This is a genomic window from Roseomonas aerilata DSM 19363, assembly GCF_000711725.1.
GTDB classification, from domain to species: Bacteria; Pseudomonadota; Alphaproteobacteria; order Acetobacterales; family Acetobacteraceae; genus Roseomonas; species Roseomonas aerilata.
The window spans coordinates 20,500-34,523 of sequence record NZ_JONP01000001.1 but is presented as its reverse complement, the minus strand read 5'-3'; the positions used below and the strand labels follow the sequence as shown (position 1 = coordinate 34,523).

14 protein-coding genes are annotated in these 14,024 nt (G+C 70.7%); 6 read left to right on the top strand and 8 right to left on the bottom strand.

Features of this window, described 5'->3' with window-relative positions:
* Nucleotides 1-86 precede the first annotated feature (86 nt).
* On the bottom strand, nt 87-992 hold the full coding sequence (locus tag BO39_RS00175) for a 50S ribosomal protein L11 methyltransferase (RefSeq protein WP_084697723.1): 906 nt from the start codon (nt 990-992) through the stop codon (nt 87-89).
* On the bottom strand, nt 992-3,238 hold the full coding sequence (locus tag BO39_RS00170; protein WP_245614864.1) for an ATP-dependent helicase: 2,247 nt from the start codon (nt 3,236-3,238) through the stop codon (nt 992-994). Before BO39_RS00170 ends, BO39_RS00175 begins: the two co-directional genes overlap by 1 nt.
* A 74-nt stretch (nt 3,239-3,312) precedes the next feature.
* Between BO39_RS00170 and BO39_RS00165 the strand changes: the two genes are divergently transcribed.
* Nucleotides 3,313-4,248, top strand: a complete 936-nt coding sequence (locus BO39_RS00165; protein WP_245614862.1) for a hypothetical protein — start codon at nt 3,313-3,315, stop codon at nt 4,246-4,248.
* 249 nt (nt 4,249-4,497) lie between these two features.
* On the opposite strand, the gene metF is transcribed toward BO39_RS00165, so the two are convergent.
* Nucleotides 4,498-5,445 carry a methylenetetrahydrofolate reductase [NAD(P)H] gene (gene metF / locus BO39_RS00160; RefSeq protein WP_043828905.1) on the bottom strand — a complete coding sequence of 316 codons (948 nt, stop codon included), beginning with the start codon at nt 5,443-5,445 and terminating at the stop codon, nt 4,498-4,500.
* A gap of 206 nt (nt 5,446-5,651) precedes the next feature.
* Here metF and BO39_RS00155 point away from each other — a divergent pair, with 206 nt between their 5' ends.
* The 3 genes from BO39_RS00155 to BO39_RS00145 all read left to right on the top strand — a co-directional run bounded on the left by BO39_RS00155 (nt 5,652) and on the right by BO39_RS00145 (nt 8,772).
* Nucleotides 5,652-6,470: an MlaA family lipoprotein gene (locus BO39_RS00155; RefSeq protein ID WP_052401237.1), complete on the top strand. Its 819-nt coding sequence runs from the start codon at nt 5,652-5,654 to the stop codon at nt 6,468-6,470.
* A gap of 174 nt (nt 6,471-6,644) precedes the next feature.
* Nucleotides 6,645-7,271 carry an MlaC/ttg2D family ABC transporter substrate-binding protein gene (locus BO39_RS00150; protein WP_043828903.1) on the top strand — a complete coding sequence of 209 codons (627 nt, stop codon included), beginning with the start codon at nt 6,645-6,647 and terminating at the stop codon, nt 7,269-7,271.
* Nucleotides 7,272-7,560: 289 nt separating this feature from the next.
* Entirely contained in the window at nt 7,561-8,772 is a 1,212-nt protein-coding gene (locus BO39_RS00145) for a rhamnan synthesis F family protein (RefSeq protein ID WP_169742710.1), read from the top strand.
* A gap of 6 nt (nt 8,773-8,778) precedes the next feature.
* Here the strand turns inward: BO39_RS00145 and BO39_RS00140 are convergent, their stop codons facing one another.
* The 3 genes from BO39_RS00140 to BO39_RS00130 all read right to left on the bottom strand — a co-directional run bounded on the left by BO39_RS00140 (nt 8,779) and on the right by BO39_RS00130 (nt 11,463).
* Complete coding sequence (locus BO39_RS00140; RefSeq protein ID WP_043828899.1) at nt 8,779-9,300, bottom strand: GNAT family N-acetyltransferase; 522 nt, start codon at nt 9,298-9,300, stop codon at nt 8,779-8,781.
* A 13-nt stretch (nt 9,301-9,313) separates the two neighbouring features.
* Nucleotides 9,314-10,993 (bottom strand): energy-dependent translational throttle protein EttA, encoded by a 1,680-nt coding sequence (gene ettA, locus BO39_RS00135; RefSeq protein WP_043828897.1) that lies wholly within the window; start codon nt 10,991-10,993, stop codon nt 9,314-9,316.
* A gap of 107 nt (nt 10,994-11,100) precedes the next feature.
* Complete coding sequence (locus BO39_RS00130; RefSeq protein ID WP_052401236.1) at nt 11,101-11,463, bottom strand: HNH endonuclease family protein; 363 nt, start codon at nt 11,461-11,463, stop codon at nt 11,101-11,103.
* A gap of 128 nt (nt 11,464-11,591) precedes the next feature.
* Between BO39_RS00130 and BO39_RS00125 the strand changes: the two genes are divergently transcribed.
* Nucleotides 11,592-12,167, top strand: coding sequence for a LysE family translocator (locus BO39_RS00125; RefSeq protein WP_043828895.1), 576 nt, complete (start codon nt 11,592-11,594; stop codon nt 12,165-12,167).
* A gap of 4 nt (nt 12,168-12,171) precedes the next feature.
* On the opposite strand, the gene BO39_RS00120 is transcribed toward BO39_RS00125, so the two are convergent.
* Nucleotides 12,172-12,900 (bottom strand): SH3 domain-containing protein, encoded by a 729-nt coding sequence (locus BO39_RS00120; protein WP_043828893.1) that lies wholly within the window; start codon nt 12,898-12,900, stop codon nt 12,172-12,174.
* Nucleotides 12,901-12,965: 65 nt separating this feature from the next.
* A complete protein-coding gene (locus tag BO39_RS00115; protein WP_043828892.1) occupies nt 12,966-13,415 on the bottom strand; it encodes a GNAT family N-acetyltransferase in 450 nt (149 codons plus the stop codon).
* 167 nt (nt 13,416-13,582) lie between these two features.
* On the opposite strand from BO39_RS00115, the gene BO39_RS00110 reads away from it, so the two are divergent.
* A complete protein-coding gene (locus tag BO39_RS00110) occupies nt 13,583-14,008 on the top strand; it encodes an OsmC family protein (RefSeq protein WP_043828890.1) in 426 nt (141 codons plus the stop codon).
* Nucleotides 14,009-14,024 lie beyond the last annotated feature (16 nt).

Genomic DNA, 14,024 nt, shown 5'->3' with positions numbered 1-14,024 from the left:
TCCTCCTTCGCCGTCCTGATGCCCGGCCCGCGCGACGCCCCTCCCCCTTGGGCGCCACCGCGGGCCGGTGCTGTTTCCGGGGCTGGTCAGCCGGCCTTGCGGAGGACCAACGTCGTCCAGGGGCCGAAATCGAGGCGCCGTTCGAGGTGCAGCCCGCCGCGGCGATGGGCGGCCATGACCTGGCGCGCCTGGATGCCGAGGAGCCCCGCCAGGATGGCGGTGCCGCCCGGACGCAGGTGGCGGGCGAGGTCCCGCGCCATGGCGCAGAGAGGCCGAGCCAGGATGTTCGCGAAAACGAGGTCGTAGCCGTGCTTGGAGACGGCGGGCGCGGTCCAGCCATCGGCACGGATGGCGTGGACGAGCGTCTTCAGGCCGTTCATCTCGGCATTCTGGTTGGCGACCCGTACGGACCAGGGCTCGATATCCGTCGCCAGCACCCGGCGGTGCAGCGCGCTGGCCGCGGCCATGGCGAGGATGCCGGAACCCGCGCCGAGGTCGAGCAGGCGAAGTTGATCCTTCGGCAGCGGGCGCATGCGGCGCGAGACCGTCTCGAAGGCGATGAGGCAGCCGCGGGTGGAGGCGTGCTCGCCGGAGCCGAAGGCGAGGCCGGCATCGAGCTTCAGCACCGTCCTTCCGTGCACCTTGCGGTCCGGCAGGTGGGTGGGGCGGATGAGGACGCGGCCGCCGATGGACTGCTCGGGGAAGGCCTCGGCGGTGCGGGCGAGCCAGCCCTCGGCCTCCACCGGGGCGCGCTGCGGCACGAGGTCGAGGCCCGTCATCAGGGAGGCGAGCGCGAGGGCCGCGGCCAGCTCGTCCTCCTTCGCGCCCTCCTCGCGCACGCCCTCCACGCGCCAGGTGTCAGAGGGCTCGTCGAGGAAGAGGGAGACGGTGCGGCAGGCGCGCTGGAAGGCGGCCTCCACCATCGGCACCGCCTCCTCCGGCAGGCCGTCGATGGAAACCGCTTCGAGGTTCTGGGCGTGGCGCCTGGACATCATGCCTTCTCCACGAAGCTGTCGAGGACGCGCTTCTGGCCCGCCTTCTCGAAATCCACCTCCAGCCGGTTGTCGTCCACCGCCGTGACGCGGCCGTAGCCGAACTTCTGGTGGAAGACGCGCTGGCCGACCTTCATCGCATCGGCGCGGGAGGGGCGTTCCTTCACCTCCCAGGCGCCGGCCTCGATCACGCGCGGACGCTGGGAGGAGAAGGGCGAGTTGCCGCTGAACACGGAGGGCGCGTCCACCATGCGGGCGCGCTGGACGGCGCCGCTGCCCTCGCGCTCGATCTGGTCGGGCGGCAGGTCTTCCAGGAAACGGGAGGGGATGGCGGCGGACCAGTTGCCGTAGATGCGGCGGTTCGCGGCGTGGGAGATCACTGCCATCTTCCGCGCGCGGGTAATGCCGACATAAGCAAGGCGCCGCTCCTCCTCGAGCGACTTCGTGCCGCCCTCGTCCAGCGCGCGCTGGTGGGGGAACAGGCCTTCCTCCCAGCCCGGCAGGAAGACGAGATCGAATTCGAGGCCCTTGGCGGCGTGCAGCGTCATCAGCGAGACGCGAGCGCCCTCGGCGTTCTCGTCGTTCTCCATGACGAGCGCGACGTGCTCGAGGAAGCCCTCCAGCGTCGTGAACTCGCCGATGGCGCGCACGAGTTCCTTCAGGTTTTCCAACCGGCCCGGCGCCTCGGCCGACTTGTCCTGCTTCCACATCTCCGTGTAGCCGGACTCGTCGAGCATGGTGGCGACGGCGACGACGTGGCCTTCCCGCTGCATCAGCGCGCGCCAGCGGGAGAAGCCGTCGAACAACTCCCGCATGGCGGCGCGGGGCTTGGCGCGCATCGCCTCCGTGCGGGCCAGGCGCTCGGCGGCGATAGCTAGCGGAATGCCCTGCTCGCGCGCCGCGACATGCATGGATTGCAGCGCGCCGTCACCGATGCCGCGCTTGGGGGTGTTCACGATGCGCTCGAAGGCGAGGTCGTCGCTCGGCTGGTGCATGACGCGCATGTAGGCCATGGCGTCGCGGATCTCGGCCCGCTCGTAGAACTTCAGCCCACCGACCACGCGGTAGGGAATGCCGAGGGTGATCAGCCGTTCCTCGAAGGAGCGTGTCTGGAAGCCGGCCCGGACGAGGATCGCGACCTCACCGAGGGAGACGCCCTTCCGCTGCGCCTGCTCGATCCGCTCGCCGACCATGCGGGCCTCCTCCTCGGAGTCCCAGAGGGAGACGACGCGAACCTTCTCCCCCTCGGCGTCGTTGCGGCCGGAGCGAAGGGTCTTGCCGAGGCGGCCTTCATTCTTCGCGATGAGGTGCGAGGCGGCGGCAAGGATGGGTCGGGTGGAGCGGTAGTTCGATTCAAGGCGCACGATCTTCGCGCCCGGGAAGTCCTTCTCGAAGCGGAGGATGTTCTCCACCTCCGCGCCGCGCCAGGAATAGATGGACTGGTCGTCGTCGCCCACGCAGCAGATGTTGCGGTGCTGCTGCGCCAGCAGCCGCAGCCAGAGGTACTGCACGCTGTTCGTGTCCTGGTACTCGTCCACCAGGATGTAGCGGAAGGCGCGGTGGTACTGCTCCAGCACGTTCGGCTGGGTGCGCAGGATCTCCACCATGTGCAGCATCAGGTCGCCGAAATCGGCGGCGTTGAGGTCGCGCAGGCGGGACTGATAGGCCTCGTAGAGCGATCGCGCACGGTTGTTGGCGTAGTCGCTGTCCTCGGCCGGGGAGACGCGGGCGGGGGGCAGGCCACGATCCTTCCAGCGCTGGATCACCGCCATCAACCCCTGGGGCGGCCAGCGCTTCATGTCCACCGCCGCGGCGTCCATCACCTGCTTCAGCAGGCGCATCTGGTCGTCGGTGTCGAGGATGGTGAAGGACGAGGTCAGCCCGACATATTCCGCGTGCCGCCGGAGCATCCTCGCGCAGAGGGCGTGGAAGGTGCCCAGCCACAGCCCTTCCGCAGGGCGGCCGAGGATGGTGCTGACCCGCTCTCGCATCTCGCGCGCGGCCTTGTTGGTGAAGGTGACGGCCAGCACCTGGTTGGGGAAGGCGCGGCGGGTCATCAGGATATGGGCGAAGCGCGTCGTCAGCACCCGCGTCTTGCCGGTGCCGGCGCCGGCGAGCACCAGCAGCGGGCCGTCCACGGTCTCCACGGCCTCGCGCTGCTCGGCGTTGAGCTTGGCAAGGTAGTCGTCCGCCGGGACGGCCAGGGCTTGCGGGTTGGCGGAGGGGGGCTGGGCTGGTGGGAACACGGGGCCGGCTATAGAACGGGCTGCGAACCCGCGCCAACCACGATGACCTCCCGGCGCGGGTGGGGATGTGCCGATTGCCGCTTCGCCGCCTTCTCGAATGGTCCGCCCGGCACGGAGGGGCGCTGCTGGCGGCGGGCATCTTCGCGGGGCTGCTGATCCCGCCCCTTTCCGCGGCGCTGCGCGACGTGGTGACGCCGACGATCGCGGTGCTGATGACGCTGGTGCTCCTCCGGGTCGATCCGGGACAGGTGCTGTCCTATCTCCGACGGCCATTGCTGGTGGCAGGGATGCTCGCCTGGGTCCTGCTCGCCACGCCCTTGCTGGCCTTCGCCTTCGTTCGGCTGGCCGGGCTTGAAGGGCCGCTCGGCGCGGGGCTGGTGATCATGGCGACGGGCTGCTCCGCCACCTCCTCCCCCGCCTTCGCCCGGCTCGTCGGGCTGGATGGCGAGTTGTCGCTGGTGGTTTCGCTCATCTCCACCCTCCTCGTGCCCTTCACCGCGCCGCCCCTGGCGCTTGGGCTGCTCGGCGTGGACCTCGCCCTCTCGGTCGGCGGGCTGATGGGGCGGCTGGTGCTGGTGGTGGGGGTGCCGCTGGTCATCTCCGTCGCCATCCGCCGGATCGTCCCACGCGTCACGCTCGATCGCTGGGGCCCGGCCGTGGACGGGACGGTGGTGCTGCTGGTGGTGCTCTACGGCTTCGGGATCATGGACGGGGTGTTGGCGCGCCTACTCGCCTCCCCAGGCTTCGTGCTGGGTGGTTTGGCGCTGGCCTTCGGCGGCGCCTTCGCCCTCAATGCGGTGACGGCTCTCGCCTTCTTGCCAGCCGGGAAGCGTGTGGCTCTCTCGGCGGGGCTGCTCTCGGGCAACCGGAACATGGCCCTCTACTTCGCGGTGCTGCCGGCCACCACGGATGCGCGGATCCTGCTCTTCTTCTCTCTCTGCCAGTTCCCGCTGTTCCTCTCGCCCTTCCTGCTGCGGCCGATCTACCGGCGGCTGCGGCTGGAGGATTGATCGGGCCGGCGCTGGTGGCGCCCGAAGAGGGCTCTGCCGTCTCCAGACCTCTCCCGCCAGGAGCCTGAGGCTCCTGGACCTGCATCCGGCTCTCGCGGAACCTTCCTGAACGTGCAGTCGCCTTGGATCACGGACCCAAGGCGCCCCGGTCGATAAACCCATCAAACAGATAGGACGAGATGATGGTGAGGGGCCCAGGGAGAGGAAGAATTCCTTCTTCCTCTCCCTGGGGTCACCAGCGCCGCCCCATCAGGCCTTCGTCGAGGCCGCATGGGGCCTGGCCCCCAGGATATGGGCGATGGCGTAGGTCAGGTCCGGCCGGTTCAGCGTGTAGAAGTGGAACTCGTCCACGCCATTCGCCTGGAGGAGCCTCACCTGTTCCGCGGCCACGACGGCGGCGACCATGCGACGGGTTTCCGCGTCATCGTCCAGGCCTTCGAAGAGGGTGCCCATCCAATCCGGCACGCGGGCGCCGCACATGGCCGAGAACTTGGCCACCTGGGCGAAGTTCGTCACCGGCAGGATGCCCGGCACGATCGGCACGGTGATGCCTGCCGCGTGGGCGCGGTCGATGAAGCGGAGGAAGGTAGGGGCGTCGAAGAAGTACTGGGTGATGGCGCGCGTGGCGCCGGCGTCGATCTTGCGCTTGAGGTTGTCGAGGTCCTCGTCCGGCGAGGAGGCGGTCGGGTGGACCTCCGGGTAGGCGGCGACGGAGATCTCGAAGTCCGCGATACGCTTGAGTCCGGCGACGAGGTCGGCGGCGTAGGCGTAGCCGCCGGGGTGGGGCTGGTAGCCGCCTTCCCCGGCCGGGGCGTCGCCGCGCAGCGCGACGATGTGGCGCACGCCGGCCTCCCAGTAGTCGCGGGCCACCGCATCCACCTCCTCGCGCGTCGCGCCCACGCAGGTGAGGTGGGCGGCGGGGGTCAGGCTCGATTCACGAAGGATGCGCGTGACGGTCGCGTGGGTGCGCGCCTGGGTGGTGCCCCCGGCGCCGTAGGTGACCGAGACGAAGCGCGGCGCCAGCGGCTCCAGCCGCTTCACGCAGGACCAGAGCTGGTTCTCCAGTGCCTCGGTCCGCGGCGGGAAGAACTCGAAGGAGAGCAGCGGGGCGGGCATGGCCGTCAGCGAGGGAAGGGCGTCCACGCGGGGCCCGGCGAGCCAGTTCCGCAGCGTCTTGGGGGGCGACATCTCGTTCATGCGTTGGTCCTAGAGCATCCCGCGGCCGGTTCGAAGCGGCAATTGGGGGCGGTCGGGTGCCGCGTCCAGCGCGGGGCGGGCCCGGAAGGGGGCGGAAGACCGCTCACGCCGGGTTGCATGGCCCGTCGGTAACGGCGCGCGCGAAGCGGTTCCCGGCCTTCGCTGCGGGTGCTAACACCCTTGCGACACCGGATTCATACAGCTCCATGCGCCTTCCCCTTCCCTCCCGCCACCTCCTGCCCGCCGCCTTCGCCGCGGGAATCCTCCTCGCGGGCTGCGCCACCATGCCGCCCCCCGACGACAAGGACGCGCTGGAGGAATTCCGGGCCACCAACGACCCGGCCGAGCCCTTCAACCGCGCCATGTACGACGTGCACCAGGCGATTGACACCGCCGTGCTGCGGCCGGTCGCGGTGGCTTACCGGGCCGTGGTGCCGCCGCCGGTGCGGACGGGCGTCTCGAACGTGCTGGGCAACCTGCGCAGCCCCGTGATCCTGATGAACGACGCGCTGCAGGGCGAGACGGAGCGGTTCGGGATCACGCTCGGGCGCTTCATGATCAACTCGACGATCGGCGTGGGCGGCATCTTCGACGTGGCGAGCCGCTTCGGCCTCGTGCCGCATACCGAGGATTTCGGGCAGACCTTCGCGGTGGCCGGGGTGGAGGAAGGGCCCTACCTCTTCATCCCCATTCTCGGCCCGAGCAACCCGCGGGACCTGCTGGGCTTCGCGGCGGGCATCGCGGCCGATCCCTTCACCTGGCTGACCTTCGGCAACCGCGACCTGCTGGACGCGCTGAACTATGCCCGCGCCGGAGCGACGGTGGTCAGCACGCGGGAATCCCTGCTCGACACGCTGGATGACGTGCAGCGCACGAGCCTCGACCCCTACGCCACGCTGCGCAGCGCCTACCGGCAGCAGCGCGCGCGGGAGATCGCCAACACGGGTTCCGGCGCGACGGCCGTGGCGCCCCAGGGCCTCGGGACCGGGTTGGGGAACAGCGCGCCGGACGCCGGGCAGCCCTGAACGGCCCTTTTCGGGGTACACTGTTCCGCTGGCCGGCCGCGTTCCTTGGCCCGGCGGCGGAACGCAACCGATGCCCAGGCGTTGAGCGGGCAAGGTTGGCGCCCTAACTTGGGCTGCGGCGGTTCGATGCCCTGCCGGCGCCTGGCGAACAGACAGAACGAGACTTGTGACCCGATGATCGAAAGACGCATCCTCCTCGCCGCCGGCGCCACCCTCCTCCTCGGGCGGGCGCTGCCCGCGGCCGCGCAGCCGGTGGATACCGCCCGCGCCGCCTCCTTCATCCAGGCCACGGGGCGGGAACTTGTCACCGCTATCAACAGCGGCAGCTCGGTGACGCAGCGGCGGGACCAGGTGGCGAACATCCTTCGCCGGGCGGTGGACGTGGAGGGGGTGGGGCGCTTCATCCTCGGCCGCTACTGGCGGCTCGCGACCCCCGAGGAGCAGGCGCAGTACATGCGGCTGTTCGAGGAAACGCTGATCCGCAACCTCTCCGCCCGCTTCGGCGAGTACCAGGGGGTGCGCTTCTCCCTCGGGCGCAGCCAGCAGCGGACGGAGGATGACGCGCTGGTGAACACCATCGTGGAGCGACCGAACCTCGCCCCCTTCTCGCTCGACTGGCGGGTGAGCGAGGTGGGCGGGCAGCCGCGGGTCGTGGACGTGATTGCCGAGGGCACCTCGCTCCGCCTGACCACGCGCAGCGAGTATTCCGCCGTGATCAGCCGCAATGGCGGGCGCGTTTCCGCCCTGCTGGACGCGATGCGGAACCAGGTGGCTCAGCTGGCGGCACGCGAAGGGCGGTGAGAGAGGTCACTGCAGGCTCTTGCAGTCGGCCCGGCTGGTCGGCAATCTACTGAAGCCTTGTGACCAATTAGCACCAGCGGGCGACAAGTCGTTACCTTGGCCAGGATCGGTCGCTGCTAGGCTGGACGTGGGAAACTTTCCCACTAGCATCTAATCAGCTTCAGGGACATGGCCTAATGTCACCCCGCGCCCTATACAACGAACAACTGGGCGTTACCTCTCTCGGGTGCCGGCCAGCAGGCTGGTCATGCTCCCTCCGGCACAACGCGCAGGCTACAGGGGTGACGTCGTGAGGCTTGAGGCCCGCCAACTCGGCGCCGATCAGGCTGTTGGTCGCTCCTCCGGCCTTTCAGCGGTGGTCGAGCGGCCGGATCGGCACCTCGGTCTTCGGGCGCGGCTCCGCGCCTTCGTGGCCCGACCCAGCTTTCGTCAATCCTTGCTCCGCGCCGGGTTCAGCCTTGCGCGGCAGCGGGTGCAGGCGGCGCGGATCGACCTTTCCCAGCGCTTCGACAAGGGGCCGCGCATCCGCTCCTGTCGGATGGGTGCCGTGCCGCTGGACCGCGCGCGGAGCGTCGCGATCTTCATCCACTACGCTCCCGTCGCGGCGGTGAGCCGGATGGTGATGGACCAGGTGCAGGGCTACCGGGACCGGGGCTTCGCCGTGGTCTTCGTGTCCATGGCGCCCTCCATCCCCTCCGCTGCCGTTTCGGAGCTGGAGGGGCGTTGCGCCGCGATCGTCGAGCGGCGGAACTACGGCCTCGACTTCGGTGCCTGGCATGACCTGTTGCCGGCTGTCCTGGCTCAGGCGCCCGAGGCTACCGAGCTGCTACTGGTCAATGACAGCCTTTGCGGGCCGTTCCGCTCGCTCGAGCCCGCCTTCGCAGCCATGCGCGCGGCGCCGGAGGGGCTCTACGGGCTGACGGAGAACCTTGCCCCCGCCCCGCACCTGCAATCCTATTTCCTGCTGGCGACCGGGCGCGCCACCATCGCGGATCTCGCGACCTTCTTCGCCGCGCATCGCGTGACCGCCAACAAGCGGCGCACCATCCGAGAGGGCGAGGTGCGGCTGAGCGGCTGGATGCGCGGGCGCGGGCACCCCGTGGCCGCCTGGTGCGGCTACGAGGCGGTGGAGGCGGCGGCACTGCGGCAGCCGGCGGCGCGTCGGCGGGTGCGTACCCTCTACCCGCACCTCTTCGCGGGCATCGCGCCCGACGACGCCGCCGGCATGCGCGCGGCGCTGCGCCGGCGGCCGCTGAACAGCACGCATCTTTTCTGGCGCGAGCTGGTGGAGGAGATGGGCTTCCCCTTCGTGAAGACCGACCTGCTGCTCCGCAATCCGCTGGGCATTGCCGACGACCTCGACTGGCGCCCGCTGCTGGAAGGGGACCGCGAGGCGGTGGCGGTGATCGAGGAGCATCTCGCGCTGCTCGGCGGGCACCGGCGCGCGTCGGCCGCGCGGACGGCGGGAACGGCACCGGCCGGGAGGGCGATGGCGGCCTGAGGGCCGCTACCGCCGGCTCTCGAAGACGAGCATGCGGTAACCGAGGTTGTTGAACTCCCCGCACTCGGCCATCCCGATATCGGTCATCACCGCGCGGGAGGAGGCGTTGCTCTCCCGCGCGATGCCGATAATGCGGGAGAGGCCGGCGGCGTGCCCGAAATCGAGGGCCGCGCGCGCCGCCTCCCGCGCGTAGCCATGGCCGCGGCATTCCGGCCAGAGGGCATAGCGCAGCGCGACGCCCCGGCCGTCCGGCCGCTCCATCAGCCCTGCCAGCCCCAGGAACTCGCCGTCCTCCGTGCGGTGGACGGCCCAGGTGCCGTAGCCGCGCACCTCCCAGAAATCCATGTCGTCGGCCAACTCCTCGGCCGTGCGCTCGGGCGTGCGCACGCCGTGCAGCATGGCCTCAAAGACCGCCGGGTCGGATTTCAGGCGCACGAGGTCGGGAAGGTTCTCCTTCCCGACCGGGAGCAGCGTCAGGCGCGGCGTGCGGACGACGCGCGAGGTGACGAGACGGGCCGCGTGGTGCAAGTGGCTCCCCCGCTCACCGGGTCAGCGGACGGTACTTGATCCGGTGCGGCTGGTCGGCCGCGGCGCCCATGCGGCGTCGCTTGTCGGCCTCGTAGGCCTGGTAGTTGCCCTCGAACCACTCGACATGGCTGTCGCCCTCGAAGGCGAGGATGTGGGTCGCTAGCCGGTCGAGGAACCAGCGGTCGTGCGAGATGATGACGGCACAGCCCGCGAAGTCCGTCAGCGCCTCCTCCAGCGCGCGCAGCGTGTCCACGTCGAGGTCGTTCGTGGGCTCGTCGAGCAGCAGCACGTTGTGCGGGTTCTTGAGCATCTTCGCGAGGTGGACGCGATTGCGCTCGCCACCCGAGAGAACACCCACGGGCTTCTGCTGGTCGCCGCCCTTGAAGTTGAAGGCGGCGCAATAGGCGCGGGAGGGCACCGCGCGCTTGCCCATGGTGATGAGGTCCTGGCCGTCCGAGATCTCCTGCCAGACGGTCTTCTTGTCATCGAGGCTGTCGCGGCTCTGGTCCACGTAGCCGAGCTGCACGCTGTCGCCGATCGTCATCGTGCCGGCATCGGGCTTGTCGCGGCCGGTGATCATCTTGAACAGCGTCGTCTTGCCGGCGCCGTTCGGGCCGATGACGCCGACGATGCCACCCGGCGGCAGCTTGAAGGAGAGATCGTCGATCAGCAGGCGGTTGCCGAAGCCCTTGCGGATGGCGTCCGCCACGATGACCGTGTTGCCCAGGCGCGGCGCCGGCGGGATCTGGATCTCGGTGGGGTCGGGCGCCTTGTCGAGGCTCTTCTGCAGCAGCTCCTCATAGGCCTGGATGCGCGCCTTGCTCTTGGACTGGCGCGCGGCCGGGCTGCGGCCGATCCACTCCTGCTCCTCCGCGAGCTGGCGCTGGCGGGTGCTCTCCTCCTTCTCCTCCTGCTGCAGGCGCTTGCGCTTGGCGGTCAGGTAGGAGGAGTAGTTGCCCTCGTAAGGGATGCCCCGGCCGCGATCGACCTCGAGGATCCAGTTGGTGACGTTGTCGAGGAAGTAGCGGTCATGGGTGACGATCAGCACCGCGCCCTCGTAGTCGCGCAGCGTCTTCTCCAGCCAGGACACGCTCTCGGCGTCCAAGTGGTTGGTGGGCTCGTCGAGCAGCAGCATCTCGGGCTTCTCGAGCAGCAGCTTGCAGAGCGCGACGCGCCGGCGCTCGCCGCCCGAGAGGGTGGTCACGCCGCTCTCGGCCGGCGGGCAGCGCAGCGCGTCGAGGGCGATGTCCACCGTGCGGTCGAGGTCCCAGCCATCGGCGGCGTCGATCCGCTCCTGCAGCTCGGCCTGCTCCGCGAGAAGGGTGTTCATCTCCTCGTCGCTCATCTCCTCGCCGAACTTCATGGATATCTCGTTGAAGCGCTCGAGATCGGCGGTGAGGCTGCCGAAGGCGTCGCGCACGTTCTCGCCCACGGTCTTGTTCGGATCGAGCCAGGGCTCCTGGCTGAGGTAGCCGACGCGCACGCCCTCGGCCGCCCAGGCCTCGCCGCCGAACTCCTTATCCTGCCCCGCCATGATCCGCATGAGCGTGGACTTGCCGGCGCCGTTGGGGCCGAGCACGCCGATCTTGGCCGTGGGCAGGAAGGAGAGGGTCATGCCCTTGAAGACCTCGCGCCCGCCCGGGTAGGACTTGGTGAGATCCTTCATCACGTAGACGTACTGGTAGGCGGCCATGGTCGGGGCTCCGGGCGGCATGCGTGCTGCGGCGCCTTCTACCCGCGCAACCCCCTCAGCGCCAAGGCTGGGGGACGGGGCGGGCGCCGCCTGGGGTCAGCGGGGCCTCAGCGCCATTTCGGCGTGCGGTCCCGCGCGGTGCGGGTGGGGGCATGGAACTCCGGCGGCTTGGTCGCGACCCAGCCGAGGAACTCGGCCAGGCGCGGCTCGGCGCGGAGGATCTCCGGCTCGGTGAAGCGGCGGGCCAGTTCCGCCTCGGTGAAGCGGGCGTGGATCGCCTGGTGGCAGATATGGTGCAACAGCACCGTTCCGCGATGGGTTCCCCCCTTCAGGCGGGGCGTGAGGTGGTGACGGCTGGCGCGGGCACCGGGCGGGATGGGGCGAAGGCAGAGCGGGCAGGTCGCCTCGGCTCGTGGTGCCTCGACCTGGCGCTCCCCCCGCGCGGCGCGCTTCTCGTGGCGACGGGACACACCGAGAAGATGGGGAGCGGGACGCCGCTCCGAAAGCCCTGCCGATCTGGCCGGGTGGGCCGTGGCGGGGTAGAACGCGCCATCCTCCCGGCCTGCCACGCCGCAGGCCCGCCCTTTCCGGAGCAGGCATGCAGGACCCGCTTCTCTTCTCCCTGACCGTCCTCCTCATCCTTGGCACGCCCGGGCCGACGAACACGCTGCTGGCGACGGCCGGGGCGACGGTCGGCTTCCGCCGCGCCCTGCCGCTGCTTCCGGCAGAAGCGGCGGGTTACCTCATCGCGATCCTCGCCATCGGGCTGGCGCTCGGGCCTTTCGTCGCGGGGGTGCCGGCGGTGGCGATGGGGCTGCGCCTCGCGGTCGGGACCTATCTCGCCCTGCTTGCGGTCAAGCTCTGGCGTCGCGGGCCGGTAGACCTCTCCGTCATGCCGGTGACGCCGCGCCAGGTTTTCGTGACGACGCTGCTGAACCCGAAGGCGATCGTTTTCGCCCTTGGCGTCATCCCCTTCGGGGCAACGCCCTGGTGGCCCTGGATGCTCGGCTTCCTGGGGCTGCTCTCGGGCGTGGCGCTGGGCTGGATCGGCCTCGGCACCCTGCTCGGGCGCGCCGCGGGGGCGGCGGGGCGCGCGGGGTTGGTGCCGAAGCTGGGCGCGGCGGCGGTAGGGGCCTTCGCGCTCGTCCTGGTGGTGGGACCGTTGCTTCGCTGAGGATCTAGCGCGGGCTGTGCTCGTCGTGCCCCCGATCAGGGCCACGCCCGCGCCACTCGCCCCGCCCGCCCTCACCGCGACCGCCCTCACCGCGACCGCCCTCACCGCGACCGCCCTCACCGCGACCGCCCTCGGGGCCGCGATGCATCTCGCCCGGTGACGGCCCGGGTGGGCCGCGGAAGTCGGCACGGCCGTCGTGTCGCCAGTCGGGCCCGCGGCCGGGCGGTCCCTCGTGTCGCCATTCCGGCCCACGGCCGGGCGGGCCGTCCCGCCGCCAGTCGGGCGGGGGCGGGCCACGGAAATCGGCGCGCGGTGGCGGCGGGCCACGGAATTCCCCGGGCGGCGGGCCGCGCCAGCGGTCGCGCTCGGCGTACCAGGGCTGACCGCGGTAGTAGCGGTCCCAGTAGTCGCCGAAGCGGAAGCCGACGATCGGCACGCCGAAGCGCGGTCCGTATTCCGGCAGCGGCAGCGGGCGGTTCTCGTAGAGGTAGCCAAGATAGCCCGCCGGAAGCCAGCCGCGCGCCGGGCCATAGGCGACGTCGCACCAGACATAGCCCTGCAGGCAGCCGAAGATCTCCACCGGGGCGTTCCCGGGCAGGAAGGTCACGGGCGGGTATTCCATGCCCGGCCCGGCGCGCAACTCCACGGGGGCGGCGGCGAATCCCGGCGCGGCCAAGGCCACGCCGTGCAGGCCGAGGAGGAGTGCCACGGCGGGGAGGAGGGCGGAGCGCATTGGCGTGGTCTCCCACTGGTGGCCGGAGGGGAACGGCGGGTTGATGAGCCTGTTGCGCGGCGGGATTAAGGCGCCTCCGTCCGTTTCCGAAGGGGCCTGGCGAGATTGATCCCGGCCGGTACGAAGCCAAGCGCGGCGAGGAAAGCGCCCCCCTCCCCTTCCGGCGACGCCGCCTCCAGCAGGTCGCAGCCAGCGGCACGGGCGGCCTGGGCGCCGGCCTTGATCAGCAAGCGGCCGATGCCGTTGCGCCGCTCCTCCTCCGCCACCGCCAGGGCGGTGATGCGGGCCAGGGGCCGGTCGGCGGTCAGCGCCGGGTGCCAGGAAAGGGCGATGACGCCGATCACCGCCCCGTTCCAGCCCGTCGCGACGAGTACGGCGGAGGCCGGATCGCGCCCCATCGCCTCCAGCCGGGAGGCCATGGCGCGCGCCGGGCCGCCGAGCAGGGCGGCGAGATCCGGGGCATCGGCGGGCAGCGCGGATCGAAGATCGACGCCATAACGTGTTCCGGCAGCCATCCCGCCCCTTCTCCCCGGCCCTTGGTGTTTCTGCGACGGGCCCCAAGCTCTAGGCCGCCCGGGCGCTTCCGCCCGGCATGAAACGCGGGCCGCCGCGCCCGTTACGTGACGCGGGCCTCCTGCCCGGCATGGATCGCGGGCCCGAGGCCCGCCACGAGGAGAGATTGATGCAGAAACACGCTTCCGCCAGCTGGACCGGCGGCCTGAAGGATGGCCGCGGCACGATCTCGACCGAGAGCGGCGCGCTGAACGCGCAGCCCTACGGCTTCGCCACGCGCTTCGAGGGCGTGAAGGGCACCAACCCCGAGGAGCTGATCGGCGCCGCCCATGCCGGCTGCTTCACCATGGCGCTCTCCCTCATCCTCGGGAATGCCGGGCTGAAGGCGGACCAGATGGACACGAAGGCCGACGTCACGCTCGACAAGGTGGGGGACGGCTTCGAGATCACCAAGATCCACCTGACGCTGCGGGCGAAGATCCCCGGCACCGACGACGCCACCTTCCAGGACCTGGCGGGCAAGGCGAAGGCGGGCTGCCCGGTCTCGAAGCTGTTCAAGGCTGAGATCACGCTCGACGCGGCCCTCGAGGCCTGAGACCCGCGGCGCCGGC

What these genes read in the sequence shown, in the direction of transcription:
- BO39_RS00175 (WP_084697723.1), bottom strand. Translation starts at nt 992, where the DNA reads ATGTCCAGGCGCCACGCCCAGAACCTCGAAGCGGTTTCCATCGACGGC.
- metF (WP_043828905.1), bottom strand. Translation starts at nt 5,445, where the DNA reads ATGAACGAGATGTCGCCCCCCAAGACGCTGCGGAACTGGCTCGCCGGG.
- BO39_RS00155 (WP_052401237.1), top strand. Translation starts at nt 5,652, where the DNA reads ATGCGCCTTCCCCTTCCCTCCCGCCACCTCCTGCCCGCCGCCTTCGCC.
- BO39_RS00150 (WP_043828903.1), top strand. Translation starts at nt 6,645, where the DNA reads ATGATCGAAAGACGCATCCTCCTCGCCGCCGGCGCCACCCTCCTCCTC.
- ettA (WP_043828897.1), bottom strand. Translation starts at nt 10,993, where the DNA reads ATGGCCGCCTACCAGTACGTCTACGTGATGAAGGATCTCACCAAGTCC.
- BO39_RS00125 (WP_043828895.1), top strand. Translation starts at nt 11,592, where the DNA reads ATGCAGGACCCGCTTCTCTTCTCCCTGACCGTCCTCCTCATCCTTGGC.
- BO39_RS00120 (WP_043828893.1), bottom strand. Translation starts at nt 12,900, where the DNA reads ATGCGCTCCGCCCTCCTCCCCGCCGTGGCACTCCTCCTCGGCCTGCAC.
- BO39_RS00115 (WP_043828892.1), bottom strand. Translation starts at nt 13,415, where the DNA reads ATGGCTGCCGGAACACGTTATGGCGTCGATCTTCGATCCGCGCTGCCC.
- BO39_RS00110 (WP_043828890.1), top strand. Translation starts at nt 13,583, where the DNA reads ATGCAGAAACACGCTTCCGCCAGCTGGACCGGCGGCCTGAAGGATGGC.